29 protein-coding genes and 1 tRNA gene are annotated in these 25,588 nt (G+C 67.2%); 11 read left to right on the top strand and 19 right to left on the bottom strand.

Translation table 11 applies throughout. The annotated features are described in order from the left end of the window. Position 1: 1 nt before the first annotated feature. From BUR28_RS02225 to fabF, 12 genes are all read right to left on the bottom strand, one after another. Entirely contained in the window at positions 2 to 415 is a 414-nt protein-coding gene (locus tag BUR28_RS02225; protein WP_074218632.1) for a phage major tail protein, TP901-1 family, read from the bottom strand. Between the two features lie 24 nt (positions 416 to 439). After that, complete coding sequence (locus BUR28_RS02220; RefSeq protein ID WP_074218631.1) at positions 440 to 850, bottom strand: DUF3168 domain-containing protein; 411 nt, start codon at positions 848 to 850, stop codon at positions 440 to 442. Continuing rightward, positions 847 to 1,188: a head-tail adaptor protein gene (locus BUR28_RS02215; protein ID WP_074218630.1), complete on the bottom strand. Its 342-nt coding sequence runs from the start codon at positions 1,186 to 1,188 to the stop codon at positions 847 to 849. The genes BUR28_RS02220 and BUR28_RS02215 overlap by 4 nt, the downstream gene beginning before the upstream one ends. Beyond that, positions 1,185 to 1,784, bottom strand: coding sequence for a head-tail connector protein (locus BUR28_RS02210; protein ID WP_074218629.1), 600 nt, complete (start codon positions 1,782 to 1,784; stop codon positions 1,185 to 1,187). Before BUR28_RS02210 ends, BUR28_RS02215 begins: the two co-directional genes overlap by 4 nt. Before the next feature lie 152 nt (positions 1,785 to 1,936). After that, complete coding sequence (locus BUR28_RS02205) at positions 1,937 to 3,130, bottom strand: phage major capsid protein (RefSeq protein ID WP_074218628.1); 1,194 nt, start codon at positions 3,128 to 3,130, stop codon at positions 1,937 to 1,939. A gap of 43 nt (positions 3,131 to 3,173) precedes the next feature. Next, the gene (locus tag BUR28_RS02200) at positions 3,174 to 3,737 is read right to left on the bottom strand and encodes an HK97 family phage prohead protease (protein WP_074218627.1); all 564 of its coding nucleotides are present in this window, start codon (positions 3,735 to 3,737) and stop codon (positions 3,174 to 3,176) included. 13 nt (positions 3,738 to 3,750) lie between these two features. Then, a complete protein-coding gene (locus BUR28_RS02195) occupies positions 3,751 to 3,993 on the bottom strand; it encodes a GTA head formation protein, RCAP_rcc01685 family (protein WP_074218626.1) in 243 nt (80 codons plus the stop codon). Then, the gene (locus tag BUR28_RS02190; protein ID WP_074218625.1) at positions 3,990 to 5,165 is read right to left on the bottom strand and encodes a phage portal protein; all 1,176 of its coding nucleotides are present in this window, start codon (positions 5,163 to 5,165) and stop codon (positions 3,990 to 3,992) included. The genes BUR28_RS02195 and BUR28_RS02190 overlap by 4 nt, the downstream gene beginning before the upstream one ends. Positions 5,166 to 5,293: 128 nt before the next feature. Further along, the gene (locus tag BUR28_RS02185) at positions 5,294 to 6,649 is read right to left on the bottom strand and encodes a DNA-packaging protein (RefSeq protein WP_083626371.1); all 1,356 of its coding nucleotides are present in this window, start codon (positions 6,647 to 6,649) and stop codon (positions 5,294 to 5,296) included. Then, positions 6,573 to 6,917, bottom strand: a complete 345-nt coding sequence (locus BUR28_RS02180) for a hypothetical protein (RefSeq protein ID WP_074218624.1) — start codon at positions 6,915 to 6,917, stop codon at positions 6,573 to 6,575. The genes BUR28_RS02185 and BUR28_RS02180 overlap by 77 nt, the downstream gene beginning before the upstream one ends. 170 nt (positions 6,918 to 7,087) lie before the next feature. After that, positions 7,088 to 8,248: an endolytic transglycosylase MltG gene (mltG, locus tag BUR28_RS02175; RefSeq protein ID WP_074218623.1), complete on the bottom strand. Its 1,161-nt coding sequence runs from the start codon at positions 8,246 to 8,248 to the stop codon at positions 7,088 to 7,090. Next, positions 8,248 to 9,510, bottom strand: a complete 1,263-nt coding sequence (gene fabF, locus BUR28_RS02170; RefSeq protein ID WP_074218622.1) for a beta-ketoacyl-ACP synthase II — start codon at positions 9,508 to 9,510, stop codon at positions 8,248 to 8,250. Before fabF ends, mltG begins: the two co-directional genes overlap by 1 nt. Positions 9,511 to 9,755: 245 nt before the next feature. Between fabF and BUR28_RS02165 the strand changes: the two genes are divergently transcribed. Next, positions 9,756 to 10,667, top strand: coding sequence for a PilZ domain-containing protein (locus BUR28_RS02165; protein WP_175566874.1), 912 nt, complete (start codon positions 9,756 to 9,758; stop codon positions 10,665 to 10,667). Between the two features lie 68 nt (positions 10,668 to 10,735). Here BUR28_RS02165 and BUR28_RS02160 read toward each other — a convergent pair whose 3' ends face one another. From BUR28_RS02160 to BUR28_RS02145, 4 genes are all read right to left on the bottom strand, one after another. Continuing rightward, complete coding sequence (locus tag BUR28_RS02160) at positions 10,736 to 10,969, bottom strand: acyl carrier protein (protein WP_074218620.1); 234 nt, start codon at positions 10,967 to 10,969, stop codon at positions 10,736 to 10,738. A 190-nt stretch (positions 10,970 to 11,159) separates the two neighbouring features. Then, positions 11,160 to 11,897: a 3-oxoacyl-[acyl-carrier-protein] reductase gene (fabG, locus tag BUR28_RS02155; protein WP_074218619.1), complete on the bottom strand. Its 738-nt coding sequence runs from the start codon at positions 11,895 to 11,897 to the stop codon at positions 11,160 to 11,162. Positions 11,898 to 11,908: 11 nt separating this feature from the next. Continuing rightward, positions 11,909 to 12,844, bottom strand: a complete 936-nt coding sequence (fabD, locus tag BUR28_RS02150) for an ACP S-malonyltransferase (RefSeq protein ID WP_074218618.1) — start codon at positions 12,842 to 12,844, stop codon at positions 11,909 to 11,911. 54 nt (positions 12,845 to 12,898) lie between these two features. Further along, on the bottom strand, positions 12,899 to 13,819 hold the full coding sequence (locus BUR28_RS02145; protein WP_254813672.1) for a glycosyltransferase family 92 protein: 921 nt from the start codon (positions 13,817 to 13,819) through the stop codon (positions 12,899 to 12,901). Between the two features lie 236 nt (positions 13,820 to 14,055). Here BUR28_RS02145 and rpsF point away from each other — a divergent pair, with 236 nt between their 5' ends. The 7 genes from rpsF to BUR28_RS02110 all read left to right on the top strand — a co-directional run bounded on the left by rpsF (position 14,056) and on the right by BUR28_RS02110 (position 19,416). Continuing rightward, entirely contained in the window at positions 14,056 to 14,409 is a 354-nt protein-coding gene (gene rpsF / locus BUR28_RS02140; protein ID WP_074218617.1) for a 30S ribosomal protein S6, read from the top strand. Positions 14,410 to 14,435: 26 nt separating this feature from the next. After that, the gene (gene rpsR, locus BUR28_RS02135; protein ID WP_020040241.1) at positions 14,436 to 14,663 is read left to right on the top strand and encodes a 30S ribosomal protein S18; all 228 of its coding nucleotides are present in this window, start codon (positions 14,436 to 14,438) and stop codon (positions 14,661 to 14,663) included. A gap of 12 nt (positions 14,664 to 14,675) precedes the next feature. Continuing rightward, positions 14,676 to 15,311 carry a 50S ribosomal protein L9 gene (rplI, locus tag BUR28_RS02130; RefSeq protein WP_074218616.1) on the top strand — a complete coding sequence of 212 codons (636 nt, stop codon included), beginning with the start codon at positions 14,676 to 14,678 and terminating at the stop codon, positions 15,309 to 15,311. Positions 15,312 to 15,726: 415 nt separating this feature from the next. Continuing rightward, positions 15,727 to 16,719, top strand: coding sequence for a TRAP transporter substrate-binding protein (dctP, locus tag BUR28_RS02125; RefSeq protein WP_074218615.1), 993 nt, complete (start codon positions 15,727 to 15,729; stop codon positions 16,717 to 16,719). A gap of 55 nt (positions 16,720 to 16,774) precedes the next feature. Then, the gene (locus tag BUR28_RS02120; RefSeq protein ID WP_074218614.1) at positions 16,775 to 17,272 is read left to right on the top strand and encodes a TRAP transporter small permease; all 498 of its coding nucleotides are present in this window, start codon (positions 16,775 to 16,777) and stop codon (positions 17,270 to 17,272) included. Continuing rightward, the gene (locus BUR28_RS02115) at positions 17,269 to 18,543 is read left to right on the top strand and encodes a TRAP transporter large permease (protein WP_074218613.1); all 1,275 of its coding nucleotides are present in this window, start codon (positions 17,269 to 17,271) and stop codon (positions 18,541 to 18,543) included. Before BUR28_RS02120 ends, BUR28_RS02115 begins: the two co-directional genes overlap by 4 nt. A gap of 6 nt (positions 18,544 to 18,549) precedes the next feature. Next, positions 18,550 to 19,416 (top strand): isocitrate lyase/PEP mutase family protein, encoded by an 867-nt coding sequence (locus BUR28_RS02110; RefSeq protein WP_074218612.1) that lies wholly within the window; start codon positions 18,550 to 18,552, stop codon positions 19,414 to 19,416. A gap of 44 nt (positions 19,417 to 19,460) precedes the next feature. Here BUR28_RS02110 and BUR28_RS02105 read toward each other — a convergent pair whose 3' ends face one another. Next, on the bottom strand, positions 19,461 to 20,756 hold the full coding sequence (locus tag BUR28_RS02105) for an ATP-binding protein (RefSeq protein ID WP_254813671.1): 1,296 nt from the start codon (positions 20,754 to 20,756) through the stop codon (positions 19,461 to 19,463). 65 nt (positions 20,757 to 20,821) lie between these two features. On the opposite strand from BUR28_RS02105, the gene BUR28_RS02100 reads away from it, so the two are divergent. From BUR28_RS02100 to BUR28_RS20735, 3 genes are all read left to right on the top strand, one after another. Beyond that, on the top strand, positions 20,822 to 21,724 hold the full coding sequence (locus BUR28_RS02100; protein ID WP_074218610.1) for an MBL fold metallo-hydrolase: 903 nt from the start codon (positions 20,822 to 20,824) through the stop codon (positions 21,722 to 21,724). Positions 21,725 to 21,795: 71 nt separating this feature from the next. Further along, a tRNA-Asn gene (locus tag BUR28_RS02095) sits at positions 21,796 to 21,870 on the top strand. Positions 21,871 to 22,002: 132 nt separating this feature from the next. Continuing rightward, positions 22,003 to 24,159, top strand: a complete 2,157-nt coding sequence (locus tag BUR28_RS20735; protein ID WP_074218609.1) for a site-specific integrase — start codon at positions 22,003 to 22,005, stop codon at positions 24,157 to 24,159. A gap of 132 nt (positions 24,160 to 24,291) precedes the next feature. On the opposite strand, the gene BUR28_RS02085 is transcribed toward BUR28_RS20735, so the two are convergent. After that, on the bottom strand, positions 24,292 to 24,729 hold the full coding sequence (locus BUR28_RS02085) for a hypothetical protein (RefSeq protein ID WP_074218608.1): 438 nt from the start codon (positions 24,727 to 24,729) through the stop codon (positions 24,292 to 24,294). 85 nt (positions 24,730 to 24,814) lie between these two features. Continuing rightward, positions 24,815 to 25,189, bottom strand: a complete 375-nt coding sequence (locus BUR28_RS02080; RefSeq protein WP_074218607.1) for a hypothetical protein — start codon at positions 25,187 to 25,189, stop codon at positions 24,815 to 24,817. Between the last annotated feature and the right edge of the window lie 399 nt (positions 25,190 to 25,588).

Genomic DNA, 25,588 nt, shown 5'->3' with positions numbered 1-25,588 from the left:
GTCAGAACGCCGTGAAGCTGAGGACACCGGCGGAAGCGAGGGTAAGCTCATAGGTTGCCTCGCCATTGTGATTGCCGGAGTACTCCAGCGTGCCGACCTGAAAGAGCCCCTCGACCACGCCGAAATCGGGAATCACGAGCTGGAAGTTCGGAATCTCGGCATCGAAGAAAACCTGGCGTGCGCGGGCGTCGGTCTGTTCGTCTTTGAATACCCCAGACCCCGATATCTGCGCGGATTTCACGCCCGCGCCGCCAAGCAACTCACGCCAGCCGCCCTGGCTTTCCATGCTGGTCACATCGACCTGCTCCGCGTTGAAACTGATCCGCGTGGCCCTGAGCCCCGCGATGGTCTCGAACTGACCGGACCCGGTCATGTCGAGCTTTATCAGAAGGTCCTTGCCATACTGCGCCGTCATCTCGTGATCTCCGTTAGGTTCTTTTCAATCATCCGCAACCCGGGCCGCGAAGCGCAGGTCGATCCGGCGTTCGTCCTTGTCGCCGACCCGCTTGGCCCGGGCCCGGTCGAACCACAGCCCGACCAGCCGGCCCCGGCTAAGTGAAAGCGGCGCGCCCACCAGCGCGTCGGAAATCGCGCCCGCTGCCGCCTTGGCCTGGGCGAATCCCGCCTGCGCCGTCACCACCGAGATCGTCACGTGGTGAAGCGCGCCCGCCCCGGTCTTGTCCGAGGCATCGCGGGTCTCTTCGGGGCCGAGGCTGACATACGTGGCCGGCAACTCGCCCGCGGGCACCACATCGTAGATTGCGGTTCCCACCAGCGCTGCAAGCGCCGCATCGCCAGAAAGCCGCTGGTAGATCGCCGTCTGCAGCGCGGCCGCCGCACCGTAGCTCATGCCGGAACCTCCTCTTCGGCAAAGCAGGTCAGGTACTGTCCGCGCGCGTCCGCCTCGGTCACCGCGCGGATGTGAAACAGCCGCCCGCCCTCACGAAATCTCTGGCCGGGTGCGGGTCGGGATTCGGCCCCCTGCGGCGCACCTCGCACCACGATCCGGTAGGGCACACGCGCGAGCGTGAGTTCCTGACCCGAGCTCTCCCGGCCGGTGCGAGGCTTGATCTCGGCCCAGAGCACGCCCAGGGCCACCCAGGTTTCCCGAAAGCCGCCCGCACCATCGGGCGCCCGTTCCGGCGCCTCGAGAACCATCCGGCGATTCAGCTTTGGCGGCCGGCTCATGCTACGCCCCCGGTGCCAAGCCGAAGCCGACGCCAGCGTTCGATCAGCGCGAGCACACCGAAGGGCATTTGGCCGTCGCCGAACCCGGCCTCGTGGCGGTTCTCATGGTAATGGGCCGCAAGCAGGAAGACGGCTTGGCCGAGATCGGCGGGCAGGCCGTTCCAGTCGGCACCGAACCCGGCGTCGAAATCCACCTCCGCCGTTCCGCCCGTCGGAATCGTGGGTAGCGTCAATCCGACCGATGCGAGCCGTGGGACATGCGTATCACGCTCCAGCCGGTAACTCGCGGGGTCACACACGCAGGTGGTGCCGTTTCGGTCGCCCAGACGCAGCGCGGTGATTGCGCGGACCGGCGCCACTGGCAACGGCTCCCGCGCTCCGTCGCGCCAGGCGCTCAGAGTCCAGGTGAAGCTTCGCAAAAGCAGCGCCTTGGCGGTGCGCGCCTCAATCGCAGCGATTGCCGCGCTCAGAAACGCACGCAAGAGCGAGTCCTGCGCGTCGTCGTCGGTGAAACCCGTGCCGAGGCGCAAATGCGCCTTGAAACGCTCCAGCGGCAGTGCCTCGGGAGGCACCGTCGTCTGCTCGATCAGCATCATCTCGTCATCTCTCCGCTAGGCCCCCGCGCATCACGGTGACGCGCGCCGGTCCGCCCCGCCCCGACGGAGGGAACAGTTGGACAGGCCGGCGGCTCCCGGCGCGCGCCCGGCCGCCCCCGGGATCACCCGGGGACGACGTCTCGGTCAGGACCTCAGGAGGCCGCGAATTTCAGCAGCTTGATCGCGGCAAAGTCGCTCACGTCGCCGCCCACGCGCTTGGTGGCGTAGAACAGGACATGCGGCTTGGCCGAGAACGGGTCGCGAAGCACGCGCAGGTCAGGACGCTCGGCGACGGTGTAACCGGCTTGAAAGTTGCCGAAGGCGATCGCCGCGGCGTCGGGCGCGATGTCCGGCATGTCCTCGGCAATGAGTACGGGATAGCCCAGCAGACGCGCCGGTTCGCCCGCCGCCAGCCCGTCCGCCCACAGGAACCGGCCGTCGGAATCCTTCATCTTGCGCACGGCGCCGGCGGTACGCGAATTCATGACAAGGCTGGCGCCCGCGCGGTATTCCGCGCCCAGCGAGTAGACGAGGTCGAGGATGGCGTCCGACGGCGCCACCGCGTCGAAATCGCCATCGCTGCCGGTCGGGACATAGCCGAGGCTGCCCCAGGACCAAGCAGCTTCGGCAACCTGCGGGTGGCTGAGAAAGCCCATCGGCTTGTCGACACCGTCCCCTGCCACGAAGGCCGCCGCCTCGGCGCGGGCGAACTTGTCGGCGATGCGCGACGCCAGCCATGCCTCGATGTCGAAGGCCGAGTCGTCCAGAAGCCGCTGGCTGGCCTTCGGCATCGCCGAAAGCTCGTGCAGTGGAATCGAGACGCGCTCGATCTGGGGCGTGTCGGTCTCGACTTGGGTGGCGGTTTCGCTGGACCAACCCGACCCGATATCCGAATGGTCCACCAACACGTCGTAGGACGTGGACTCGACGGTAACGACCTGCGCGATCGACCGGATCGAGGCAGTCGATTGCAGCACCGACTTGATCGTGTCCGAGGTCCCGGGATCGACGAGATAGCCGCCGTCGGCCGCGACCGAGGTGCCCAGCGCCTTGCCCTCCATTTCGAGCCCCCGCAGCCCGTCATCGTCGCCGTTGCGCAGGTAGGCCGCGAAGGCCTTTTTGTGCGGCGCGTCGACATCGGCGGCGCGGGACAGCGCAGGACGGCCCGCGGCAGCGTTCATTTGCGATTTACGGTCCAGCATGGTCAGTCGCTCTTCCTGTTGTTGCAGTTTCGATTTCACATCGGCCTGGAACTCCCGGAAATCGCCCAGAAAGGAGTTCAGCGCCTGTTTCACTTCCGCCGCCGGGGCCTGGTGCCCGCCGGACTTGGTCTCGGTCTCGATCATCTCGTCTGTCCTTCTTGAGATCGGTCCTCGCGGCCTTCGGCGATCAGCCCTCGGCCAGAATGTGACGGGCGCCCGCGAAGGCCTCCGCCAAGTCGCGCATCAGCGCCTCGGCGGGTTCTTCCGCCTTGCCGCCCACCCGCGCATCGGCAAGCATCGGAAAGGTCACCAGCGACACTTCCCAGAGTTCGAGCTCCGACAGGAGCCTTCGCCCGCTTGCATCTCTCTCGGCACGCTTGGTGCGATAGCCGATCGACAGTCCGTCGATCGCACCGGCCGCGATCAGCGCGGCCGCCTCCCGGGCCCGCGCCACGTCGGTCAGCAGGCGGCCCTTCACGTACAGGCCCTTGCCGTCTTCGCGTACCTCGTCCCAGATTCCGATGGGTTCGCCCGGATCGTGCTGCCAAAGCATCTTGACCCGCCGACCCTCGGCCAGCATCCGCGTCAGGCAACTGGCATAGGCGCCGGCCTGCACGATGTCGCCGCCATGGTCGATCGCGCCGAAGAGCGAGGCATAGCCCTCGATCGTCGCGCCGTCGTTCAAAGCAAGCGGCGCCTCCGGCGGGCAGAACTTGCGCTCGAGCCCGATGTCCCAGTCATATGCGTTCATGCGAACTCCCCTTTCACGGCGCCGACGTCAGGAGCGACGCCACGCCTTCCGTCAAGATCACCGCCACGACCCCGTAGACGGTCAGCCACAATCGTCGTTCCAGCCGTTCGAGCGCCGTCTCGATCCGGACCAGGCGAAACTCGAGCGCCGTCCAGCGCTCCTCCCAGACCCGCTCGTTGGCATCGATCCGAGCATTCGCAACTTCGAAGGGCGCATAGAGAAACCGGGAACCCGACCTTTCGGTCGGGGGTTTCATGCGCCCTCCGGCCGCTTCGGCAGGCCCAGAAGGGCGCGTTTCTCATCCTCCGTGAGGAAATCTGCGGCGGCGACCCGGTTCCACTGCGCTTCCCGCTCGGCGGCGAGTGCCGGCACCTTGTCGAGATCGGGCGCCAGGTTGACCGCCTCGCCGGAATGGCGCGACAGGAAATCGGCCACCGTGCCGGCGACCTTGGCCACCAACGGCAACACGGTCAGCCGGTAAAATGCCCGGTTGGCTTCCTGGTAGTTGGCATAGGTCGCGTCGCCCGGGATCCCTAAGAGCATTGGTGGCACTCCGAACGCCGTCGCAATTTCGCGCGCCGCCGCTTCCTTGGTCTTCTGAAACTCCATGTCCGAGGGCGAGAACCCCATCGGCTTCCAATCAAGCCCACCTTCCAGAAGCATCGGCCGCCCGGCATTGGCCGCGCCCTGGTGATGGGCCAGCATCTCGTCCTGCAGTCTTGCATATTGCTCGTCACTGAGGGACTGACCGGCATCGGTCCCCCGGTAGACGATCGCGCCCGAAGGCCGCGCCGCGTTGTCGAGCAGTGCCTTGGACCAGCGCGAAGCCGCGTTGTGCACATCGAGCGCGGTCGCCGCCGCCTGCATCGGCGAAAGGCCGTAATGGTCATCCTGCGGATGAAAGCTCTTGATATGGCAGATCGGCGGCGCGGCTACGGTCATGTCGAACCGGTGCTTTCGGCCGCCGACCGCGTACTCGTAGGCCACGGGCCAGCCGTCGCGCCCCGGCACCAGATGCATCCGGTCGGAGCGCAGCACGTGCAACTCAAGTGGCAGGTCCTCGCCCGCACCCACGGCCTCGAGATACCCGTTGCCCGACAACACAAGCTGGCCGTATAGCGCCTCGAACAGCTCGGCCCGGCCTTGGGCGGGATTGGGCCGCGCAACCAGGTTGAGCAGCGGGTGCGCTTCATACCGGCGCGCCGCATCCTGGCAGACGAGCGGGAGGGCGGCGGCGGCCTCGGCGATCAGCTTGACCGCGCGGAACCCCACCGGGTTGCCGGTGAAGCCATTGCGCGTCAACGAAACCGTATCGCGCGGGCTCCAGGCCACGCGGCCTGCGCCGGCCCAGGCGATAACGGGTCCGGAGGCCGAGGCCTTGGACTCGGGAACGGTCTTTTCCGCACGTCGGAAGATGTCGAATTTCATGGGCAAAGCTCCTCCGGTTTCGCTGTCGCCGCCCGTCCAAGGGCCCAACAAGAAGGCCCGGACCCCGGATGTGCCGGGGCCGGGCCTTCTGAGGTTCAGTGGCCGCGCGCGTCGCGACCGTCGTGTGCTTACAGGCTCCGCACCCGCGGACGCCGCCAATGCGCGGCCGGGGCGATCATCAGTTCGTGGATCGCCCAGACCAAAGCGTCCACGCGGTCGGGACTGCCGGGCGCATCGTAGCCCCGCGCGGTCAGCCGGCACATTTGGTCCTCCAGCGCGTCGAGCCCGCGAAGGTGTTTCACCCGGCCCTGCTCATACAGCGCGGCTACCGGCTCGGCCCGCGCCGCTTTGCCCCGCGAGGCATGCAACGCGCGGAACGGGATCAGCGGGTCGAGTTGGCGTATGACCGTTTCGACGAGATCGCCGCCCTGGTTAACCTCGGCCACCAGCCGGTCGGCCCCGTGACGTTCCATTGCATCGATCGCGGCCTGCGCCCAAACCGTCGGCGCCACGCCCGAAAGGCTTGCATCCTCAAGCACCACCGCGCCCCAGTTCTGCGGCGGCCCCTTGGTCACGGCTCCTGCGACCACGAGTCCACACTCGTCCGAGCCGGCATGCCCCGAAACCGGCGGGTCAACCGCGACCACGATCCGGTCCAAAGCCGGCGCGTTGTCGATCCGCGCGCCCTCCAGCGTTGCGAGCGACCAGAGCGCGCCCTCGGACTCCTCTAGCAATATCCCGTCAAGCTCCTGCCGCCCGAGCCGCGTGCCGGAATAGCGCGCCCGCACCGCCTCGAGGAACGAGGCCGCGAGGTTTGCCCGGTTCGCCTCGGTCTGCGCGTGGGTCACCACCGTCGTCGGATTGGCCAAGATCGATCTCAGAATCCCAAGGTTGCGCGGCGTCGTCGTGATGCATTGCCGCGGCGACGGCCCGAGCCTGAGCCCGAATTGCAGCATGTCCCACGTCTGTTCCGCCTTCTTCCACTTTGCCAGTTCATCAGCCCAGGCCGCGTCGAACTGTGGGCCCCTCAGCCTCTCCGGGTCATGCGCCGAAAAGGTCTGCGCGATTGCCCCGTTCGGCCAGATAAGCCGGTGCCGCGTCGCTTCCCAGCGCGGGCGACGGTCCGGCGGCGAGCAGGCCAGGAGCCCACTGTCGCCGAACACCATCACCTCACGGACCTGGTCGAGCGTCTCGCCGACCAGCGCGACGCGGCGCGACCGGCCGGGGTCGAGGGGGCGCGGCCCCTCGACCTCGGAGCGGACCCACTCCGCCCCCGCCCGCGTCTTGCCCGCGCCGCGGCCGCCCATAACAACCCAGGCCCGCCAGTCGTACTCGGGCGGTAATTGATGCGGCATCGCCCAGAACTCGAAGAGGAAGGGCAGCGCAAGCAATGCCCCGTTATCCAGGCTATTTAGAAAGGCCGTCTGGTCCTCGGGTGGTGCGCAGGCGACCCAGTCGGCTCCCGACCTCAACACGGGCCGCATCGAGGTCGAGGGCGTAGTCCCGCGTGGTTCCGGCTTCCTCCCTGAGACGCTTTTCAACTCTCAACCTCTCGTCGAACGCGGTCTGGGCCGCCTTGCCGAGATCGATCAGCGCTCCCCGAAGCGCACGGGCGCGCTCGGTCTTGCCGGCCTCGACCTCATCGATGATTTCGTACAGCGCACGAATCGTGCGCCGGAAATGCTCCTCGGCTTCCTCAAGCACCGCCCGAGCCGCCGCTTCGCCCGCTTCCGGGGCCGTTATCGTCGCCATGCCATCCTTGCTTGATATTGCTGAAGCCCCCAACGCGGGAAAGGGCACGAAAAAAGCGGCCTCGGGGAGTGTCCCCGGGCCGCCAGCCCCATTTCTTCCAGCTTGCTTGAACGTATACCTCAGACCGCTCGCAGAGTCAATAAGTTTATTCTAAACAAATAGTTAACGAACTACTTCTGGTCCTGTTCCTGGCGTTCCGCCTCGATCCGGCGCCAGCGGGCGACGTTCTCATTATGCTCGGTCAGGGTTTCGGCAAATGCGTGCCCCCCCGTGCCATCGGCCACGAAAAACAGGTAATCGGTCTCTTCCGGGTTCAGCGCGGCCTCAATCGCCGCCCGGCCCGGATTCGCAATTGGGGTAGGCGGCAACCCATCGATGACATATGTGTTCCACGGTGTTTCGCGGCGCAACTCGCTCTGCCGTATGCCCCGGCCCAAGGGTTCCTTTCCGCGGGTCAGGCCATAGATCACGGTCGGGTCCGTCTGGAGGCGGATCCCCTCCTCAAGCCGATTGACAAACACGCTGGCGACCTGGCCACGCTCCTGCGGTACCCCGGTCTCCTTCTCGACGATGGACGCCAGGATCAACGCCTCCTCCGGGCTCTCCAGCGGCAGCCCCTCGGCCCGCTCTGCCCAAAGCGCCGCGAGGATCGCCGCCTGTCGCGCCTGCATCTCGTCGATGAGCGCGGCGCGTGCCGTCCCCTCGGCAATCTCATAGCTGTCCGGCGCAATGCTGCCCTCGGCGGGCAGACCGGCCAGGTCGCCCTTGAGGAAATCCGCGGCCTTCAGTTCTTCCACCACCTGCCAACTTGTGACCCCCTCGGCCAGGGTAACGCGAAACCGCAGGTCGGGCTGGTCCCGAAACTCTGCGTATTCTGGAGGCACGTCGCCCGCCGGGTCGAAGGACAACACTTGTACATAACGGCTGGTCCCGGGGTCGAGTTCCCGCACCTCGACCTCGGCACTGACCACGCCCACCCGGAAATTGAGTTCCGTGCCGCAGGTCGAGCGCCCACCGCGGGTGACCGAATCGACGATCTCCTCCATTGAGGCGCCGGGTTGGACAAGGAAGCTACCCGCCTTCAGCAAGGCCGCCTTCTCGGTGTATTGCGCGCCGAGCCGAAATATCGTCGGGTTCGAGATCGCATCCTCGCTGGCCAGTTGCCGCGAGACCCGCCCCATCGTCGAGCCAAGCTCCACCCGCAGACAGATCGCCTCGGTGAGCGGGCCGGGGGCCGTGTACTGTCGCTGCCCCCAGATCAGCACGCCGCCCCCCAGCAGGAACAGCGCGATGAACAGCGTCAGGGCGTTGGAGGCGACGGATCGCCACATCAGCGGTCCCCGTGGCCCATCACCAACGTCGCGTTCGTGCCGCCAAAGCCGAAGGAGTTGGACAGCGCCACCCCGATCTCACGTTTCCGCGCCACCTTGGGCGCAAGATCGAGTCGCGCGCCTTCGGGCGGGTGATCGAGGTTGAGCGTCGGCGGCGCCACCTGGTCGCGCAGCGCGAGGATGCAGAAGATTGCCTCGACCGCGCCCGCGGCGCCCAGAAGATGCCCGACCGAGGACTTGGTAGAGGACATGGTTGCACTGTTCACCGCGTCGCCCAGAAGCCGCTCGACAGCGCCAAGTTCGATTGTATCCGCCATAGTCGACGTGCCGTGCGCATTGATGTAATCCACGTCGCCCGGCGTCAGCCCCGCCCGCTCCAGAGCGGCGGACATGGAGCGGTACCCGCCCTCGCCATCTTCCGAGGGCGCGGTGATGTGATAGGCGTCGCCCGAAAGCCCGTATCCCAGGACCTCGGCATAGATGGTCGCGCCGCGGGCCTTGGCATGCTCGTACTCCTCCAGGACTACGACGCCCGCGCCTTCGCCCATCACGAAGCCGTCGCGATCCGCGTCCCAGGGCCGCGAGGCCGATTGCGGGTCGTTGCCGCGCTTGGTCGACAGCGCCTTGCACGCGTTGAACCCCGCGATCCCGATCTCGCAGATCGGGCTTTCGGTCCCCCCTGCGACCATGACCTCCGCATCTCCCACCTGGATCAGCCGCGCCGCATCGCCGATCGCGTGGGCGCCAGTCGAACAGGCCGTAACAACCGCGTGGTTCGGCCCCTTGAAGCCGAACCGGATCGAGACCTGCCCGGAGGCGAGGTTGATCAGGGAGCCCGGAATGAAGAAAGGCGAGACCCGCCGCGTCCCCTTTTCGTGGATCACGACGGCCGTTTCGGCGATGGTCTGCAGGCCGCCGATCCCCGAGCCGATCATCACTCCCGTCCGCTCCCGCTCTCGGTCGGTCTGCGGCTTCCATCCCGAATCCCTGACAGCCTGGCTGGCCGCGGCCATCGCGTAGAGTATGAAATCGTCGACCTTGCGGCGCTCCTTCGGCTCCATCCAGTCGTCGGGGTTGAACGTGCCCTCCGCGCCGTCACCGAAGGGAATCTCCGCTGCATAGGTCGTCGCCAGGCGCGACGGATCGAACCGGGTGATCGGTCCGACGCCGGACTGCCCCTCGATCAGGCGCTTCCAGGTTTCCTCGACGCCCGAGGCCAGCGGGGAGACCATCCCCAGGCCCGTGACCACTACTCGACGCATCCGCCCCTCCTCGATCCTGCCATCGGCCTCGTCCGGCGCCTCTGATACAGTGCTTTGCCATCCCTCGGCAAGTCGCCGACCGCACGGCGCGGCGTCGGACGACACGCTTGGCAAGGTTCGGTTAACCCGCCGGCGCGATACTGCGCACGGGTGCGGGAGGGCACGTGATGCGACACAGCAGCTCCCCTTGTACCCCGCTGCCTCAGCGCGCGGGGCCTCGCTGCGCCTTTGGCCTGGCCATAGCGATGTCGGCGCAGCTCATGGGCGCCGCAGCGTTCGCACAGAGCGCGCCGGCCAGCGATGCCTGCCCGTTGCATGACTGGCTGGCCTGGGTCTACGCGGCCGGCGAGAGTCTTGACCGCAGTTCCGGCGGGCCCGAAGCGGAGCGCGCGCCCCTCGACCTGGCCCGGGCCGTGATGCAAGCTGAGTCCACAAGCCTCACGCGAGTTATGGGCGCAGTCGAACTCGACCAGCACTTGCCGACCGTCACCGCTTATCTGGTGCTGCTGAAGGCCCGACTTATCGACCTCGTCGATCCTGCAAGCGAGCCTCTTCCAAACCGAGCAGCAAAGCGGGACCCGCGCCACCCCGACGCCATACGCATGGGCGCCTTCATCGGCGAGCTCGCCTGCGAGGCCGACCCCGACTGGACCGCGCGCCCGCCCAAGGCGGAAACGGAGTCGGAGCTGCCGGAGGACGCGCGGCAAGACTCCGTGCGCGACGCGCTCCTGGCAACTGGTGCGGCGCTCGGCGCCGCCACCACGGCCGCTGCCATCGTCGCGCTGGGTGCCGGGCTATTCACGCTGCTCGACCGACGCCGAAACATCCGCCATCCCTGCCGGATGAAGACGGACCTGCACACCACTTGTGGACAGCACGCCGGCGTCGCCGTCGATATCAGCCGCAAGGGCGCGAAACTGCGCGTCGGCGAAGAGATCGCCGACCATACCCGCTGCGTATTCGAGGTCGGGGGGCTCGCCCTGCCCGCCCGGGTACTGTGGTCGAACAGCCATTTCGCCGGGATCAGCTTCTTCACGCCCATGGAACAGGCCACGTTCGAGCAGTTGCTGCGCCGCCACCAGTGGGATGCACCTGCCTTTGCATATCCGATGCAGGGACATACGCAGCCGAACGTGCCGTTGGCTGACGCACTCTGAGGGGGGCCCGTTCGAACAAAAAAACGGCGCCCGAGGGCGCCGCTTCCGAACCGTCCGATCAGGATGCCTCAGGCGGCTTCCTTGATGAACTTCACCGCATCGCCGAAGGTCTGGATCGTCTCGGCAGCGTCGTCCGGGATCTCGATGCCGAACTCTTCCTCGAAGGCCATCACCAGTTCGACCGTGTCCAGGCTGTCGGCGCCCAGGTCGTCGATGAACGAGGCGTTGTCGGTCACCTTGTCCTCTTCGACGCCGAGATGCTCGACGACGATCTTCTTCACGCGCTCCGCGATGTCGCTCATGTCAGTTCCTCACATTTGTTCAGGCAGCGTGCCCGTTTTTGCTGTCGGCCACGATGTGCCGCTCCAATCCCGCGGGGGCGGGGGATGCCAGTCGCGGGGGTCCCCCGGCAAACTCGGGCCGCCTATAGCATATCGTTTCCGCAAGGCAAACGCTTTCGCGTCGCAGCCTCCGGTTGCCCCGCGACGGGCGTTATATCATCGCCATTCCGCCGTTCACGTGCAGGCTGGCGCCCGTGACATATCCGGCCTCCTCGCTGGCCAGGTAGACTACGGCCGCCGCCACGTCGTGCGGCGTGCCCATCGCACCTACCGGTACCGCACCCAAGATTCCCGCCTTCTGCTCGTCGGTCAGTTTCCCGGTCATCGCCGTCTCGATGAACCCCGGGGCGACGCAGTTCACCGTGATGCCCCGCGCCGCCACCTCCTGCGCCAGCGATTTCGACATGCCGAGAAGGCCCGCCTTGGCGGCGCAATAATTGGCCTGCCCCGGATTGCCGGAATGGCCCACCACCGAGGTGATATTCACGATGCGCCCCCAGCGGGCCTTCATCATGCCCCTGAGCGCACCGCGGCAGAGCCGCATAGCCGCGGTCAGGTTCAGGTCGATCACCGCCTGCCAGTCCTCGTCCTTCAGCCGCATGAACAACGTGTCGCGGGTGATGCCGGCGTTGTTCACCAGAATGTCCATCGCGCCCATCGCCTCGGCAGCGCGCGCGGGCAAGCCGTCCACCGCCTCGGGATCGGACAGATCGCAGGGAACCACATGGGCCCGCTCGCCAAGATCCGCCGCCAGCGCCTCCAGCGGCGCCTCGCGAGTTCCCGACAGCGCCACCTTCGCACCCTGACCATGCAGGGCACGCGCGATCTCGCCGCCGATGCCCCCCGACGCGCCGGTCACCAGCGCGCATTTCCCGCTCAGATCGAACATCTCGCCCCTCTTCAACTCATGCTTTCGACAGCCGCCGTCACGTCCTCGGGCGTGCCGACCTGGCGCGTGGCCACCTCGCGCGCGATCCGTCGGACCATGCCCGACAGCGCCTTGCCCGCACCCACTTCCCAGACCTCGGCGACACCTTCACCGGCCATCCAGGCAATCGACTCCCGCCAGCGCACCATGCCGGTCACCTGCTCGACCAGAAGGCCACGGATCGCATCCGGGGCGCTCTCTCCACGGGCGCGGACATTGGCGACGACCGGGACCAAAGGCGGCTCGATCGCGACATCCTTCAATTGATCGGCCATGACCCGCGCGGCCGGCTCCATCAGCGAACAGTGGAACGGCGCCGAGACCGGCAGCATGACAGCCCGCTTTGCGCCGCGCTCCTGCGCCACCGCCACGGCCCGCTCGACGGCCGGCTTGTGGCCCGAGATCACGACCTGGCCGGGGTCGTTGTCGTTCGCCGCTTCGACGACCTGGCCCTCTGCCGCTTCGCGCGCAACGCCCTGCACGGTCTCCAGGTCAAGCCCCAGGATCGCGGCCATCGCCCCTTCGCCGACAGCGACGGCCCGCTGCATCGCCTCGCCACGGGCACGCAGAAGTTGCGCGGTATCGGCCAGGCTGATCGCCCCGGCCGCACAAAGCGCCGAATACTCGCCCAAAGAGTGCCCGGCCACGAAATCGGCGGACCTCACCGTCACGCCTTCAGCACCCAGCGCTGCCATCGCGGCCATCGACGTCGCCATCAGCGCGGGCTGGGCGTTGCGCGTCAGCGTCAGTGCGTCCTGTTCGCCCTCCCATATCAGGACCGACAGGGCCTCGCCCAACGCCTCGTCGACCTCCTCGAAAACCGCGCGCGCCTGAGGATAGGCATCGGCCAGCGCCTTGCCCATGCCGATCGTCTGCGCACCCTGCCCCGGAAACACGAATGCCCGCATGCGTTTCACCCTTCCGCCATTCCGTGCGCGTGATCTATCGGCTCGGGTCCGGCTTCACAAGCCGCCGGATTCGGCAGGTGCGGATCGGTCGCGCACCCGCGCAAGAAACTCCGGCGCGGCCCGATCCTCGACCTCGCCGGCCTCGATATTTGCGACGTTCCGGCGCACCCGAGCGGCGTGGCGGGCGGAACCGACACGCTGGTTCGAGCCGCGGGCGATCTTGGCGGCAAGTTCGGCTTCCGACCGCGTGTAGTAGTGGTTCAGCTGCAGATGATCGGAGGAGTAGAAGCCGCGGTCGAAGCGCCCCCTCAGCGTCGCCCTCTCGCCCCGGTCGTTCCAGGTCACGGCCGCGCCATCGATCTCGACGCTGTGGACCTTCACCGCCGTCACCCGCGTCGCATCGACCACCGTCTTGAAATTCGTCACCCCGCGCGCCCCGCTCATCGGGTCGGCCGCGCGGCGCGTATAGTTCGCTACAACACCTCCTTCCGGCGGCTCCTCATGCCCGTTGCGGCCGAAGTTGTGCCAGGGCAACGACACCGATGGTACATCGTCCAGATGCGCCAGCGCACCGTCCAGGCTTTCGGCGCGCTTAGGCACAAGGAACTCGTCGGCATCGATCGCCGCCATCCACCGGAACCGCCCGCCAAAATTGCGCATCGCATGGGCATAGGCCAGCACCTGGTTGTGGATCTCCCGCCCGCTACCCGCGTCGGTCAGCTTCTGGTCCCAGGGGATCACCGTCAACCGGTCGCCCAGCGCCTGCGCCAGTCGCGGGATCGTCGCGTCGGTGCAGCCATTGTCATAGGCGATAACACGCGCCACACCCGCATCGCGATGGAAGGTCGCCCATTCCGCAATATGCCGCTCTTCGTCGCGGACGATCAGGGCCAGCGCGACGCCCGCGCGGCCCGGCCGTGCGGCGGGCGGCATCAGGCCCAGCTTGGTGATGGGTCGTCCGGAAAGAAACCGCACTATATTACGTCCTGAGAAGAAGTCCCACCGACCCTATCTGCGCAGACTGCAAGAGACCAGAGGCGCGGGCTTCACTGGCCAGCGGCGCCCCGCAGGCTTGCATCCGCGGCGCACACCTGTATAAGGCGCGGGTCCTTCCGACCGAACGTGACCGGTGCGGCCTCTCGTGGGCGGGCCGGAAGGTGCCACAAGACCCCGCCCTTTGAAGCGCACCCGAAAAGAGAACTGGAGAGACCATGCCGCTTTACGAGCATGTCTTCATCGCGCGCCAGGATTTGTCCAACGCGCAGGCCGAAGGGCTCATCGAACATTTCGGAACCGTCCTCGCGGATAACGGCGGCAAGCTCGTTGGCAGCGAGTACTGGGGCGTCAAGACGATGGCCTACAAGATCAACAAGAACCGCAAGGGCCACTACGCCTTCATGCGCACCGACGCCCCCGCGCCGGCCGTGCAGGAGATGGAGCGCCTGATGCGGCTGCACGATGACGTGATGCGGGTGCTGACCGTCAAGGTCGACGACCACCCCGAAGGCCCGTCGATCCAGATGCAGAAGCGCGACGAGCGCGACGGCCGTCGCGACCGCCGTTGAACCGCCTGAGCTAAGGAGCCCAAACCATGGCTGCAAAACCGTTTTTCCGCCGCCGCAAGGTCTGCCCCTTCTCGGGCGACAACGCGCCCAAGATCGACTACAAGGACACGAAACTGCTTCAGCGCTACATTTCCGAGCGCGGCAAGATCGTTCCCTCGCGCATCACCGCCGTGTCGTCCAAGAAGCAGCGTGAACTGGCCCGTGCGATCAAGCGCGCGCGCTTCCTCGCGCTGCTGCCCTATGCCGTGAAGTAAGGAGGCAGACCGATGCAAGTTATCCTGCTGGAACGCGTCGCCAAGCTCGGCCAAATGGGCGAGGTGGTGCAGGTCAAGGACGGCTACGCCCGCAACTTCCTGCTGCCCCAAGGCAAGGCACTTCGCGCGAACGAGGCCAACGTCGCCCGCTTCGAGGCCGAGAAGGCGCAGCTCGAGGCGCGCAACCTCGAAACCCGGAAAGAGGCCGAGAAACTCGCCAAAAGCCTCGATGGCAAACAGTTCGTCGTGATTCGCACCGCGTCCGATTCGGGGGCGCTTTACGGGTCGGTGACCACCCGCGACATCGCCGACGTCGCAACCGAGGAAGGGTTCTCGATCGACCGCAAGCAGGTCGCACTGTCGGGACCGATCAAGGAACTCGGCCTGCATGACGTGCAGGTGACGCTGCACCCCGAGGTGGAGATCACCTTGCAGGTGAACGTGGCACGGTCGTCCGAAGAGGCCGAGCTTCAGGCCTCGGGCAAGTCGATCCAAGACCTCGCCGCCGAGGAAGAGGCCGCAGCAGAGTTCGAGATCGCCGAACTCTTCGAAGATATCGGCTCCGCCGCCGCCGAAGACAACGCCCCCGCCGAGGCGGTTGGCGAGGAGTCCGCTTCCGAGGACGAGAATACGCCCACGCAGCACTGATCCGCGCGCCGGTAGAACAAGATGGGGCCGCGCTTTCGGGTGCGGCCCTTTTTGCATGCGGCCGCTGCCGCCCCTGGGTCTTCCGGCCTCTTAGGCCATGCCGGCGAAAAAGACGCTCAGTGGGCGCACTGACTATGACACTGTCTCCGTTTCCCTGCCCTTCACCAACCACGACCCGATAGCGGGCGGCGAACCCGGCACCGTATTGCCGCTCCCAATGACGGTCGGGGCCTGACCAGTCCGCTCCGCTGCCCTTGTGCAGTCTGGCCTGCGGCGCAAGACGCACGCGGCCTGATCCGCCGGCGTTGGGATAACGGGTGTCGTCGTAGGGTGCTGCGGCGGCACTTCTCGCTTGTGCCGGCCGACGGTTTCTGCATCCTTCCCGAAAAACGACTACACACGGGAGGAGGAACCCATGAAACGCATAGTCATCGGCGCGGCGTCCGCGACCGCCCTGGCATTCGGCGCCGTCGCCGCCCAAGCGGCCGAAACGACGCTCAGGATCACCTTGCAGTTGCCGCTGAAATCGCATCTCGGTCAGAATCTGGTGCTGTTCAAGGACGAGGTGGAATCCGCCTCGAACGGCGATATCGCGGTGGAAATCTACGACTCCGCCCAGCTCTACAAGGACAACGAGGTGCCCCAAGCGGTGGGCTCCGGCTCGATCGAGATGGGCGTTGCTTCGCTAACCCGCTATGTCGGCGATGCGCCCATCGTCGACATCTTCTACCAGCCTTTCCTGTTCGACACCGAAGAAAAGGTGCGCAGGGCCGTGGCGCCGGGCAGCCCGGTGCGCCAGCCCATCGACGACGCCATCGCCGAAACCGGCGCCACCGTGCTCTGGTGGCAGGCCTATGGCGGTGCGATCATGCTGTCGGACGGCGGGCCGATCAAAGGGCCCTCCGATCTCGAAGGCAAGAAGGTCCGCGTCTTCGGCAAGACGCTCGGCGAATTCGTCGACGTCGCGGGCGGCGCGCCCACGATCATTTCGGGCTCGGAACAATACCTCGCCTACCAGCGCGGCACCGTCGATGTCGGCATGACCGGGGTCTCAGGGGTGCAGTCTCGCTCGCTCTGGGAGGTGATGGACACGATCACCAAGACCAACAACGCCGATATCGAGTTCATCGTGGTGGTGAACACCGACTTCTGGAACGGCCTGCCCGAGGAGCACCGCGCGATCATCGCCGACGCTGCGAAACTGGCAGAGGATACCGTCCGCGACGAGATGGCGAATATCGAGGCCCGCGCCTATGCCGCAGCCGAGGAGAACGGCATGAACATCTACGAACCCACCACGGACGAGATGGAAGCCTGGCGTGAGGTGTCTCAGCCCGTCTATGACGGCTTCGTGGAGCGCACAGGCGAAACCGGCAAGACGATGCTCGAGGCCGCCCAGTCCTTCTGACCCGATCCCGGCCCGCCGCCCCGCACGGCGGGCCGCACCTTCCGAAAGCCCACCCATGCGCCTTCTCGACGCCGTGGAACTCCTGACTGCGCGGTTCGCCGCGCTGCTGCTGGTCGCCACCGGCGCCATGCTCACATACGAGGTGGTGGCACGCTATTTCTTTACGGCCCCGACGATCTGGGCGGCCGAACTCAGCCAGCTCTGCCTGATTTGGGCCTGCCCGCTGGCCGCGCCCTGGGTGCTTTCCGCACGGCGCCATATCCGGGTAACGGCGGTCACGCAGTGCTTGCCCCGGACGTTGCGGCGCTGGCTCGAGGTTCTGGCCATGCTGGTCGTCGCGGGATTCAGTGTGGTCGTGCTTTGGTTCGGCTACGAGATCTTCATCGACAGCCTGGTGCGCGGTCGAACGACCGGCACCATGCTCGACCTGCCCGCCTGGCTGCGAGAAGCGGCAATCCCCGTCGGCTTTGCGCTGCTGACCCTGTCGGCGCTGGGAAATGCCTGGCGCGCGGCCACCGGCCCCCTGCCCAAGAACGCGGAGATGGCGGAATGACAATCGCGATCCTGCTCGCGCTCCTGTTCGGCCTCCTGCTCGCTGGCATTCCCGTCGCCTTCGCGCTCGGCGCCCTTGGGCTGGGCATGCTCTGGCTGGGCGGCTTCTCGCCCATGATGGCGCCGCAGGCGGTGCTCTCCACGCTCGACGGGTTCATTTTGCTGGCGGTGCCCTTGTTCCTGCTAATGTCGAACATCCTCCTGAAGGGCGGCGTCGGGCGCGACCTCTATGCCGCGGTGCAGGCTTGGGTCGGACACTGGCCGGGCGGCATGGCGGTCGCCACCATTCTCTCCTGCGGTATCTTCGCCGCCATCTCGGGCTCGTCCGTCGCCACCGCGGCCACAATCGGTACCGTCGCCGCGCCCGAGATGATTTCACGTGGCTACGACAAGCGTTTCGTCTACGGACTGCTCGCCGCGGGCGGCACGCTCGGCATCCTGATCCCGCCCTCGATCCCGCTGATCATCTACGGTTTCGTCACCGAGGAGTCCGTCATCGCGCTGTTCATGGCCGGAGTCGGCCCGGGACTCGCGCTCATCGCCCTGTTCGTCGCATATGCCGTGCTCCACGCCAGGTTCCTCGGCGGCTACGACCCGGCACCCCGGGCCAGCCGGGCAGAGCGTATCACCGCGTCCTGGCGCGCGCTGCCCTCGATCCTCCTGGCCGTCGTCGTTCTTGCCGGCATCTACTCAGGCGCCTTCACCCCCACCGAGGCCGCCGCCATCGGCTTTGCTGTGGCACTTGTCATCACCGGGTTGATCCTGCGCAGCCTCTCCGTGCGCGCGCTCTGGCAGGCCGTATGGGAGTCGATGGTCACGACCGTCGCCATCCTGCTGATCATCGCGGGGGCCAAGGTCTTCGGCAAGGCGATCACCCTCTACCGCATCCCGCAGGACATTTCTGCCTTCCTCGCCGACACGGTGGCTACGCCGCTCGGTCTGGTGGTCGTGATCTGCCTCGTCCTGCTCCTGATGGGCCTCGTGTTCGAGGCGCTGTCGATGATCCTGATCATGACGCCGGTGCTGCTGCCCGCCGCGATGGGCATGGGGTTCGATCCGATCTGGTTCGGCATCTTCATGGTCATCATGGTCGAATGCGCCCTCATCACCCCGCCGGTCGGGCTCAACCTCTACGTCATCCAGTCGGTCACGCGGTCGAGCCTCGTCGACGTTTCGCGCGGCACGCTGCCCTTCCTTGCGCTGATGCTGGTGCTGGTGGCTATACTCTACGCCTGGCCCGACCTCGCCCTCTTTATCCCGTTCAAGCTGTAAGGCCCAATGACCACTCCTGCCGACGCCCTCCGCACCCTTCTCGACAAACCGGGCCTGCTCACGATGCCCTGCTGTTTCGACCCGCTCTCGGCGAAACTGATCCACCAGGCGGGCTTCCCGCTCACCTTCATGTCGGGCTTCGCGGCGGCGGCCGCGCGGCTCGGCCTGCCGGACACGGGGCTCCTGTCCTATGGGGAAATCGTCGACCAGGGCCGAAACATCTGCAATGCGGTCTCGATCCCGGTCATCGGAGACGGCGATACCGGCTACGGCAACGCGCTGAACGTGAAACGCACCGTGCAGGGCTTCGCCGGCGCCGGGTTCGCTGCCATTATGATCGAGGATCAGGTGTCCCCGAAACGCTGCGGCCATGTGGCGGGCAAGGCCGTGGTCGACCGCGACGAGGCCTTCGCCCGCATACGGGCCGCGGTGGACGCCAGGGTCGAAGGGGCGGACATCCTGATCCTCGCCCGCACGGACGCCCGCCACGAACACGGGCTGGACGAGGCCATCGCCCGCGCCGCCCGCTTCGCGGAACTCGGGGCCGATATTCTGTTCGTCGAGGCCCCCCGAGATGCGGACGAAATGGCCCGCGTTCCTGCCGAACTCTCCAAGCCGTGTATGGCCAACATCGTCGAGGGCGGCCTGACCCCCGCCCTGGCTCCGGCAGATCTGGATGCCATGGGCTACAAGATCGCGGCCTACCCGCTCACGCTGCTGGCGGCCGCGATGCAGGCGATGACGGACACGCTTGAAGCGTTCAAGACCGGCACGCCGGACGAGGCGGCGCTTATGGAGTTCGCCGAACTAAAACGCCGGATCGGCTTCGATGCCTATTTCGAGGACGAGGCGCGCTACGCCCCCAAGCGGTGAAACGCGCTCGCCCTGTCGACACGAACGGTCGCCGCGACTTCGATCTAGCGCGCAAGCACCAGATCCGCCTTGAGCCCGCCCAGCCGGGCGCTTCGTCCCAGCCGCAGCGCCCCTCCATGCCCACGCGCGATATCCGAGGCGATAGCCAGTCCCAGACCCACACCGCCCCCCTTCTCCTGACTACGGGCAGCGTCGAGCCGCTGAAACGGCTGAAGCGCCTGATCGCGCCGCTTTTCGGGGATGCCGGGTCCGTCATCCTCGACGCTGTAGACCACTTGACCCGGCCGCACCGTCAGCGCCAACTCCACCACGCTGCCGTGGCGCAGGGCATTGGTGACAAGATTCTGGAGCGCCCGCTCCACCGCGAGCGGGCGCAGCAGCACCGTCTCGCCGCGGGCGACCGCCCCCACGCGCACCTCTCCCTCCGGCCCGCCCCCGCGCTCGGCGACCCGGTCCAGCACCTCGGCCGGGTCGCAAGGCACCGGATCGTCCAGCGCCTCGCTGCGGGCGAATTCGAGGAAAGTGTCGATCATCCGCTCCATGTCGGCGAGATCGCGCAGCATTGCCTCGGTCTCGGGGCTCTCATCGGCCATCGACAGTTCGAGCTTGAGCCGGGTGAGCGGCGTGCGCAGATCATGGCTCACACCCGACAGCATGATCGTGCGCTGTTCGATCTGGCGCTCGATCCGCGCCCGCATGTCGAGAAACGCCCGCCCAGCGGCCCGCACCTCCGTTGCGCCGGTGGGCTTGTAAGGTACCGCGCGCCCCTTGCCGAACGCGTCGGCTGCCTTGGCGAGTCGCGCAATCGGCCGCAACTGGTTTCGCAGGAAGGCATAGGCGATCAGCGTCATCAGGATTCCGGTAAACACCATCAAAACAAGCAATTGGTGCGGGTTCGAGGCCGACACGCGGCTTCGGTCGAAGACGACCTCCATCGGTCCCTTCGACGTGTCCAGCGCGACCCGCACGATCCGGGTGCTGGTGGCGAGGTCAATTCCGTCGAACGCCGGCAGCCCCGCGGTCAGCGTTGCGGTCACCGTCTTGCCCGAAAGATCGTAGAACCGCCGGCTCTCGCCCCTGGGCGGGTCACCCGGAAGCGCCGCCCCCAACGCCAACGGTGCGGCCACGACCCTAACGCGCGCCTCGGCCGCCGCGCGATCTGGCGCCGACTCCACGAGCTGCACGAGATAGGCAAGCTCCAGCACGATGGCGCGGGTCATCTGCTGTGTGACATCCTCGAAATGACGCTGGATGAACACGACCGAGACGACAAGCTGCAACGTCACGATCGGGACCAGCAGGATCAACGCGGCCCGGCCATAAAGTCCCCGCGGCAACATCCGTTTGAACCAACTCTCGGCCATGCTAAAGCCATAGCCGCCCCGCGCCCGAGACGGAAGCCAGGATGGCCGACCAGTCAGACTTCGATCCCGCGCCCGGCGCCTGCATGACGGTGCAGCCGGGCCTGCGCCGAGTGCTTGCGCCGAACCCGTCGCCCATGACCTTCAAGGGCACCAATACTTACATTCTGGGAAAAGGCCGCGTAGCGATAATCGACCCAGGCCCCGCCCTGCCCGTCCATCTCTACGCGATCCTCGCAGCTCTCGACCCCGGCGAGACGGTCAGCCACATCTTGGTCACGCATTCGCACCGGGATCACTCGCCATTGGCGCGGCCGCTCGCGCAGGCGACCGGCGCCCCAGTGCTGGCCTTTGGCGATAGCGCGGCGGGGCGGCGGGCCGACTTGGCCCCACTCGCCGGCCTCGGCGGCGGAGAGGGTGTTGACCGAGAGTTCGGCCCCGACATCCGGCTGGCCGACGGCGAGACCGTAGAGGGCGACGACTGGCGGGTGACCGCGCTCCACACACCCGGGCACATGGGCAACCATCTGTGTTTCGCGTGGGCGAATGCGCTCTTCAGCGGCGATCACGTGATGGGCTGGGCAACAACGATGGTCTCGCCCCCGGACGGCGACCTCGCAGCTTTCATGGCGTCACTCGATCGCCTGGCAGAAAGACCCGAGCGTGTGCTCTTCCCCGGCCACGGCGCCCCGGTCGCGGACGGGCCTGCGCGCATTTCCGCGCTGGCCGCCCACCGACGCACCCGCGCCATTCAGATACGCGACGCCCTGGCCGCCGGACCAGCGACCGCAGCCCAGATCGCAGCTGCGATCTATACCGAAACGCCCCGCGCGCTCCTCCCCGCTGCAACCCGCAACGTCCTGGCCCATCTCATTGAGTTGGCCGATAAATCCGAAGCTGCCCCCGAAGGCGAGATCGGCGTCGAAACACGCTGGCACCGGCTCTGATAGCGGCCCCGATTTTCCTTGCGAATTCCTCTGGACGCCATCCGGTCGACTTGCTATACGCCCCTCCACGTTCCGGCGTAGCTCAGTGGTAGAGCAGTTGACTGTTAATCAATTGGTCGTAGGTTCGAATCCTACCGCCGGAGCCATAATTCATCCAAGCCCTTGATTTCATTTGAGATTTTCCCGCGCGGAGTCGCCTTGATGCGACTCTTTTCGGGTCTCGGCACCGACTCGTCACTTCGCTCGGCACAGCCTGGGCACAAGAGGAGACGCGCGACATGCCGGGCCCCCGACCCCGCCTGCCCCATCTGGAGGAACGCCGCACCGGATTCTACTGGCGGCGCCGCATCCCGACCCGCCTGAGATCTTCTTTCGGAAAATCGTTTCTCGTCGTCTCGCTTCGAACTCACATCCTGCCCGACGCGAAGGAGAGCGCCCGGCGGCTGGACAGCCTCACCGACCTCGCCTTCGACCTGACGCGACGGACGGGACGGACGATGGCACCGGAATTGATGGACCGGTTTCTGACGGCGCTGGTGCGCTTCGAACTCGAGGCCTTCGAGCAGGCCCGGGCCGTGGCGCCGCGCCGAAGCCCGGAGGACGCCGCCTTCGCGCTGGACCGCGAGGCGGCGCTCCAGGACACGCTGCGCCAGGCGATCCTGCTCCGCGACCGCGAGGTGGCGCGTGCCCCGCTGCGCCATGTCGCCCGGCGGCTCGGGCTGCCCCTGCCCGAGGACGACACCGACTGGCAGGCGCTGGCGATGACCGCGGTCCGCGTCCTGCTCGACCTCAGCGAGGAACGCATGCGCCGCGAGCAGGGGATCTACGACACGCCCTGCCGGTTCTTCCGCTCCGCCACCGCCGGGATGGACAAGCTCCCCGGGGCCCGGGGCCCGGTCGCGCCCGCGACCCCGGAGATCCGGCCCCACGCCACCACCGCCCCGGTCGCGCCCCTTTCCCCCGTCCAGGACGCCGGCGACGCCCCGGTCACCACGGCGCCGGGCCCGGCCTGCGATGGCCGGCCCGTCGGCCCCCCCGCGGCACCAGCCGCGCCCGAGCCGTGCCCGACGGCAGCGCCGTCCCTCTTGCCAACGGCAACGGCGGCGCCGGTCATCCCCGCGACCATGACACCCGCGCCCGCCCCCGCCATCCCGCCGGCGCCCGTTGCGCCGGCCGCCGCCGCGCCCGCCCGGCGGCGCCTGCGCCTTAGCGAGGCCTTCGATCTCTACGCGGAGGCGCGCGCCGCCGGCAAGAAAGCCAGTGCCGCCGAGGAAACCGCCGACCCGGTCCTCGCCGAAAGCTACGTCCGGAACTCGCTTCCGAACGTGCGGGCCACCAAGAAGCTCCTGGTCGACGCCACCGGCGATCCCTGGCTCGACGAACTCGGAAAGCGCAGCTTCACGGAGGCCTTCGGCCTGCTCCAGCGCCTGCCCAAGAGCCATGGCAAGGGCGAGCTCGCACGGCTCGGCGTCGCGGAGCTCGCCGCCGAAACCGACCGGCGCGAGGCGGTCGAGACCGAGCGGCTCGAGGCGGACATGCGTCGCAGGGGCTGCAGCGCGGGCAATATCGAGGCCGCGCTCTGGGCGGCGCGCAGGCCGCGCCTGACGGCGGCGACGACCTATCGGCACATGCAGGACACCCAGCGCGTGCTCCGCTACATGGTCGTGCTCGGCCACCTCGCCGAGAATCACATGACCGGCGTGATCTGGACGAAGAAGCAGCTCAAGGAACGCGCGATCCTGGAAGAGGACAACAACCGCGTGCCGTGGACGCCGCTTCTGCCGCAATTCTTCCGCACGCCGATCTTCCAGGAGGAACTGGAGGATCCCGGGGACCCGCTGTTCTGGGCACCGCTGATCTCGCTTCATGGCGGGTTGCGCGAGGAGGAGGCGCTCCAGCTCCGGACCGTGGATGTCGTCGAGGAACACGGGATCGCGTATCTCGACATCAAGGTGGGTCCCAACCAGAGCCTGAAATCGGCGGCCGCACGCCGCCGGGTGCCGATCCACGGGAACCTGATCGCGCTGGGGTTTCTCGACCTCGCCAGGCTTCGGCGCCGCCAGGGCGAGGTGCGCCTCTTCCCGCACCAGACCCGGGGCCGGACCCGCAAGACGCTCTCGGAGAATTTCACCAAGCGGTTCACGCGGTATCGGACGGACAACGGCGTCTACGACCGGAGGCGCGACTACCATGCGTTCCGCACTACCTTCAATGTCGAGATGATCCGCAACCGCGTCGACAGCGAAGTCCGCAAGGTGCTCATGGGACACGAGATCACGGATGTGAACTTCACGCATTACGGTGGCGACGGATACACGCTGGAGCATCTGCGCGACGTGGTCGACGCCATCGAGATCGACATCTCGATGATCCGGAAACCGTTCGCCGGCACGCAGAGCGCGGATGTGCGCCATCTCCATGTGGTCGCCGGATAGAGAACCGCAGGGCTGCTTCGGGGCCGCCTTCGGGCCAGGACAAGTGGGGGCCTCCGCACGTGGCCGACTATCTCGGTTCGGGGCGGAAGCATCCTTCCGCCCCGAGGGGTTTTCGCCGCTTCGGCCGGGTCCTCAGGTCCGGCCGAGGAGGAGCCGTTCCGCCTCGAGCCGGTCGAGCACATCCTGCCGGGTGTCGAGAAACGCTTCGAGCCGGTCGACGAGGGTCGAGAGCGCGCGGCCACGATCGCTGTATTCGACGACCTCCTGCACGAGGCCAACCGAGTCGCCTTCGGGATCGTGGAACCCGACGAATTCGCGGTGGCGGCCAAGCTCTTCACTGTCACGCAGGACGCGGAGCCGACCGAGGGCAGCCTCGAACCCGCCTTCGTGGCGGAGGTCGAAGACCTGTCCGTTCCGCAGCGGTGCGAGGCAGCGGTCCAGGAATTCGACCTCCCGCGCATCCGAGCCCGGGCGCAGGGTCCGGGCAAGCAGTGCCACCTCGCGCCCGAGGCGGATCGCGTCTGCCGCGGTTTCTTCCAGTGTCTTCGATGGAGCCCGTTCGTTCTTCATGGGTTATTCCCTCTCTGGTGACCGCGCCCCATGCGCGGCCGTCAAGGTCCCGGCCCGAGGCGGGCCGGGCTGGATAAAGAGAGGGTCAGGCTGCCAGCGCACTGTCCGCGGGAGGGTCGTCCTGCGCGGCGCCCCGCGCGATCTCGGCCAAAAGGTCCCAGAGCGCGTCGGCCAGGCAGCAGATGTCTTCCACCACCGGGTCCGCCGGGTCGATTTCGGCGCAACATGCGGTCTCGATCCTGTCGGGATCTCCCACATTCTGCAGGGTCAGCAGCGCGTGCAGATCGACGAGACCCTGGCGCATCCGGCGTGTGAGCCTGGTGGCGCCCCGGATCTCGCCGATCAGCGCCCCGTACCGCCGTCGTGCCGGCGGGCCGCCGAGAAGGCGGCTGGCATGCAGCAAGGCGTCTGCGTGCTCAGCGATGAAGGTGCGGACCGCTCCCAGGTCCGCGTCGCCCATCCGGGCGGCAGGTTTCCTTTGTCTTGGCGACATGGTTGGCTCTCCTCGGCCATGCCGTCGCCCCGTGCGACGGCGTCACAGGCCCCCGGGCACCTCCCTTCTCGGGGCAGTTTCGGGGTCCGGTATGTCGGTGGCAGCAGAAAAGGGGATTTCGGTCATACCGGACCGGGTTTCGGTTTCCGCGATGCGCTGCATCGCGCGGTCTCACCCGGGAGGCCGCGCGTGCAGGGCATCGCCCGCGACCGTTTTCCGGATCGTCTCGTCTCACCTTCGCCATGGCAACACATCGAGGCGACCCAGCCGGAACTCGGAAAGGTGGTTCGCCCGTTCCCCGTTTTCGAGGACGGTTGAATGGTGTCATGCGAGCAACAAACCCGGGATCCGGGACGCCGGGGCCTC

The sequence above is a fragment of the Rhodovulum sp. ES.010 genome, from assembly GCF_900142935.1.
Lineage (GTDB): Bacteria > Pseudomonadota > Alphaproteobacteria > Rhodobacterales > Rhodobacteraceae > Rhodovulum.
The sequence above is the reverse complement of the archived record's forward strand: the minus strand, read 5'-3'. Positions and strand labels throughout refer to the sequence as shown.

What these genes read in the sequence shown, in the direction of transcription:
- BUR28_RS02225 (WP_074218632.1), bottom strand. Translation starts at nt 415, where the DNA reads ATGACGGCGCAGTATGGCAAGGACCTTCTGATAAAGCTCGACATGACC.
- mltG (WP_074218623.1), bottom strand. Translation starts at nt 8,248, where the DNA reads ATGTGGCGATCCGTCGCCTCCAACGCCCTGACGCTGTTCATCGCGCTG.
- BUR28_RS02210 (WP_074218629.1), bottom strand. Translation starts at nt 1,784, where the DNA reads ATGATGCTGATCGAGCAGACGACGGTGCCTCCCGAGGCACTGCCGCTG.
- BUR28_RS02100 (WP_074218610.1), top strand. Translation starts at nt 20,822, where the DNA reads ATGGCCGACCAGTCAGACTTCGATCCCGCGCCCGGCGCCTGCATGACG.
- BUR28_RS02105 (WP_254813671.1), bottom strand. Translation starts at nt 20,756, where the DNA reads ATGTTGCCGCGGGGACTTTATGGCCGGGCCGCGTTGATCCTGCTGGTC.
- BUR28_RS02080 (WP_074218607.1), bottom strand. Translation starts at nt 25,189, where the DNA reads ATGGGCGACGCGGACCTGGGAGCGGTCCGCACCTTCATCGCTGAGCAC.
- BUR28_RS02110 (WP_074218612.1), top strand. Translation starts at nt 18,550, where the DNA reads ATGACCACTCCTGCCGACGCCCTCCGCACCCTTCTCGACAAACCGGGC.
- dctP (WP_074218615.1), top strand. Translation starts at nt 15,727, where the DNA reads ATGAAACGCATAGTCATCGGCGCGGCGTCCGCGACCGCCCTGGCATTC.
- fabF (WP_074218622.1), bottom strand. Translation starts at nt 9,510, where the DNA reads ATGCGTCGAGTAGTGGTCACGGGCCTGGGGATGGTCTCCCCGCTGGCC.
- BUR28_RS02185 (WP_083626371.1), bottom strand. Translation starts at nt 6,649, where the DNA reads ATGCGGCCCGTGTTGAGGTCGGGAGCCGACTGGGTCGCCTGCGCACCA.
- BUR28_RS02085 (WP_074218608.1), bottom strand. Translation starts at nt 24,729, where the DNA reads ATGAAGAACGAACGGGCTCCATCGAAGACACTGGAAGAAACCGCGGCA.
- BUR28_RS02120 (WP_074218614.1), top strand. Translation starts at nt 16,775, where the DNA reads ATGCGCCTTCTCGACGCCGTGGAACTCCTGACTGCGCGGTTCGCCGCG.
- rpsR (WP_020040241.1), top strand. Translation starts at nt 14,436, where the DNA reads ATGGCTGCAAAACCGTTTTTCCGCCGCCGCAAGGTCTGCCCCTTCTCG.
- BUR28_RS02115 (WP_074218613.1), top strand. Translation starts at nt 17,269, where the DNA reads ATGACAATCGCGATCCTGCTCGCGCTCCTGTTCGGCCTCCTGCTCGCT.
- BUR28_RS02220 (WP_074218631.1), bottom strand. Translation starts at nt 850, where the DNA reads ATGAGCTACGGTGCGGCGGCCGCGCTGCAGACGGCGATCTACCAGCGG.
- fabG (WP_074218619.1), bottom strand. Translation starts at nt 11,897, where the DNA reads ATGTTCGATCTGAGCGGGAAATGCGCGCTGGTGACCGGCGCGTCGGGG.
- rplI (WP_074218616.1), top strand. Translation starts at nt 14,676, where the DNA reads ATGCAAGTTATCCTGCTGGAACGCGTCGCCAAGCTCGGCCAAATGGGC.
- BUR28_RS02200 (WP_074218627.1), bottom strand. Translation starts at nt 3,737, where the DNA reads ATGAACGCATATGACTGGGACATCGGGCTCGAGCGCAAGTTCTGCCCG.
- BUR28_RS02165 (WP_175566874.1), top strand. Translation starts at nt 9,756, where the DNA reads ATGTCGGCGCAGCTCATGGGCGCCGCAGCGTTCGCACAGAGCGCGCCG.
- BUR28_RS02195 (WP_074218626.1), bottom strand. Translation starts at nt 3,993, where the DNA reads ATGAAACCCCCGACCGAAAGGTCGGGTTCCCGGTTTCTCTATGCGCCC.
- BUR28_RS20735 (WP_074218609.1), top strand. Translation starts at nt 22,003, where the DNA reads ATGCCGGGCCCCCGACCCCGCCTGCCCCATCTGGAGGAACGCCGCACC.
- BUR28_RS02180 (WP_074218624.1), bottom strand. Translation starts at nt 6,917, where the DNA reads ATGGCGACGATAACGGCCCCGGAAGCGGGCGAAGCGGCGGCTCGGGCG.
- BUR28_RS02215 (WP_074218630.1), bottom strand. Translation starts at nt 1,188, where the DNA reads ATGAGCCGGCCGCCAAAGCTGAATCGCCGGATGGTTCTCGAGGCGCCG.
- BUR28_RS02160 (WP_074218620.1), bottom strand. Translation starts at nt 10,969, where the DNA reads ATGAGCGACATCGCGGAGCGCGTGAAGAAGATCGTCGTCGAGCATCTC.
- BUR28_RS02205 (WP_074218628.1), bottom strand. Translation starts at nt 3,130, where the DNA reads ATGATCGAGACCGAGACCAAGTCCGGCGGGCACCAGGCCCCGGCGGCG.
- rpsF (WP_074218617.1), top strand. Translation starts at nt 14,056, where the DNA reads ATGCCGCTTTACGAGCATGTCTTCATCGCGCGCCAGGATTTGTCCAAC.
- BUR28_RS02190 (WP_074218625.1), bottom strand. Translation starts at nt 5,165, where the DNA reads ATGAAATTCGACATCTTCCGACGTGCGGAAAAGACCGTTCCCGAGTCC.
- fabD (WP_074218618.1), bottom strand. Translation starts at nt 12,844, where the DNA reads ATGCGGGCATTCGTGTTTCCGGGGCAGGGTGCGCAGACGATCGGCATG.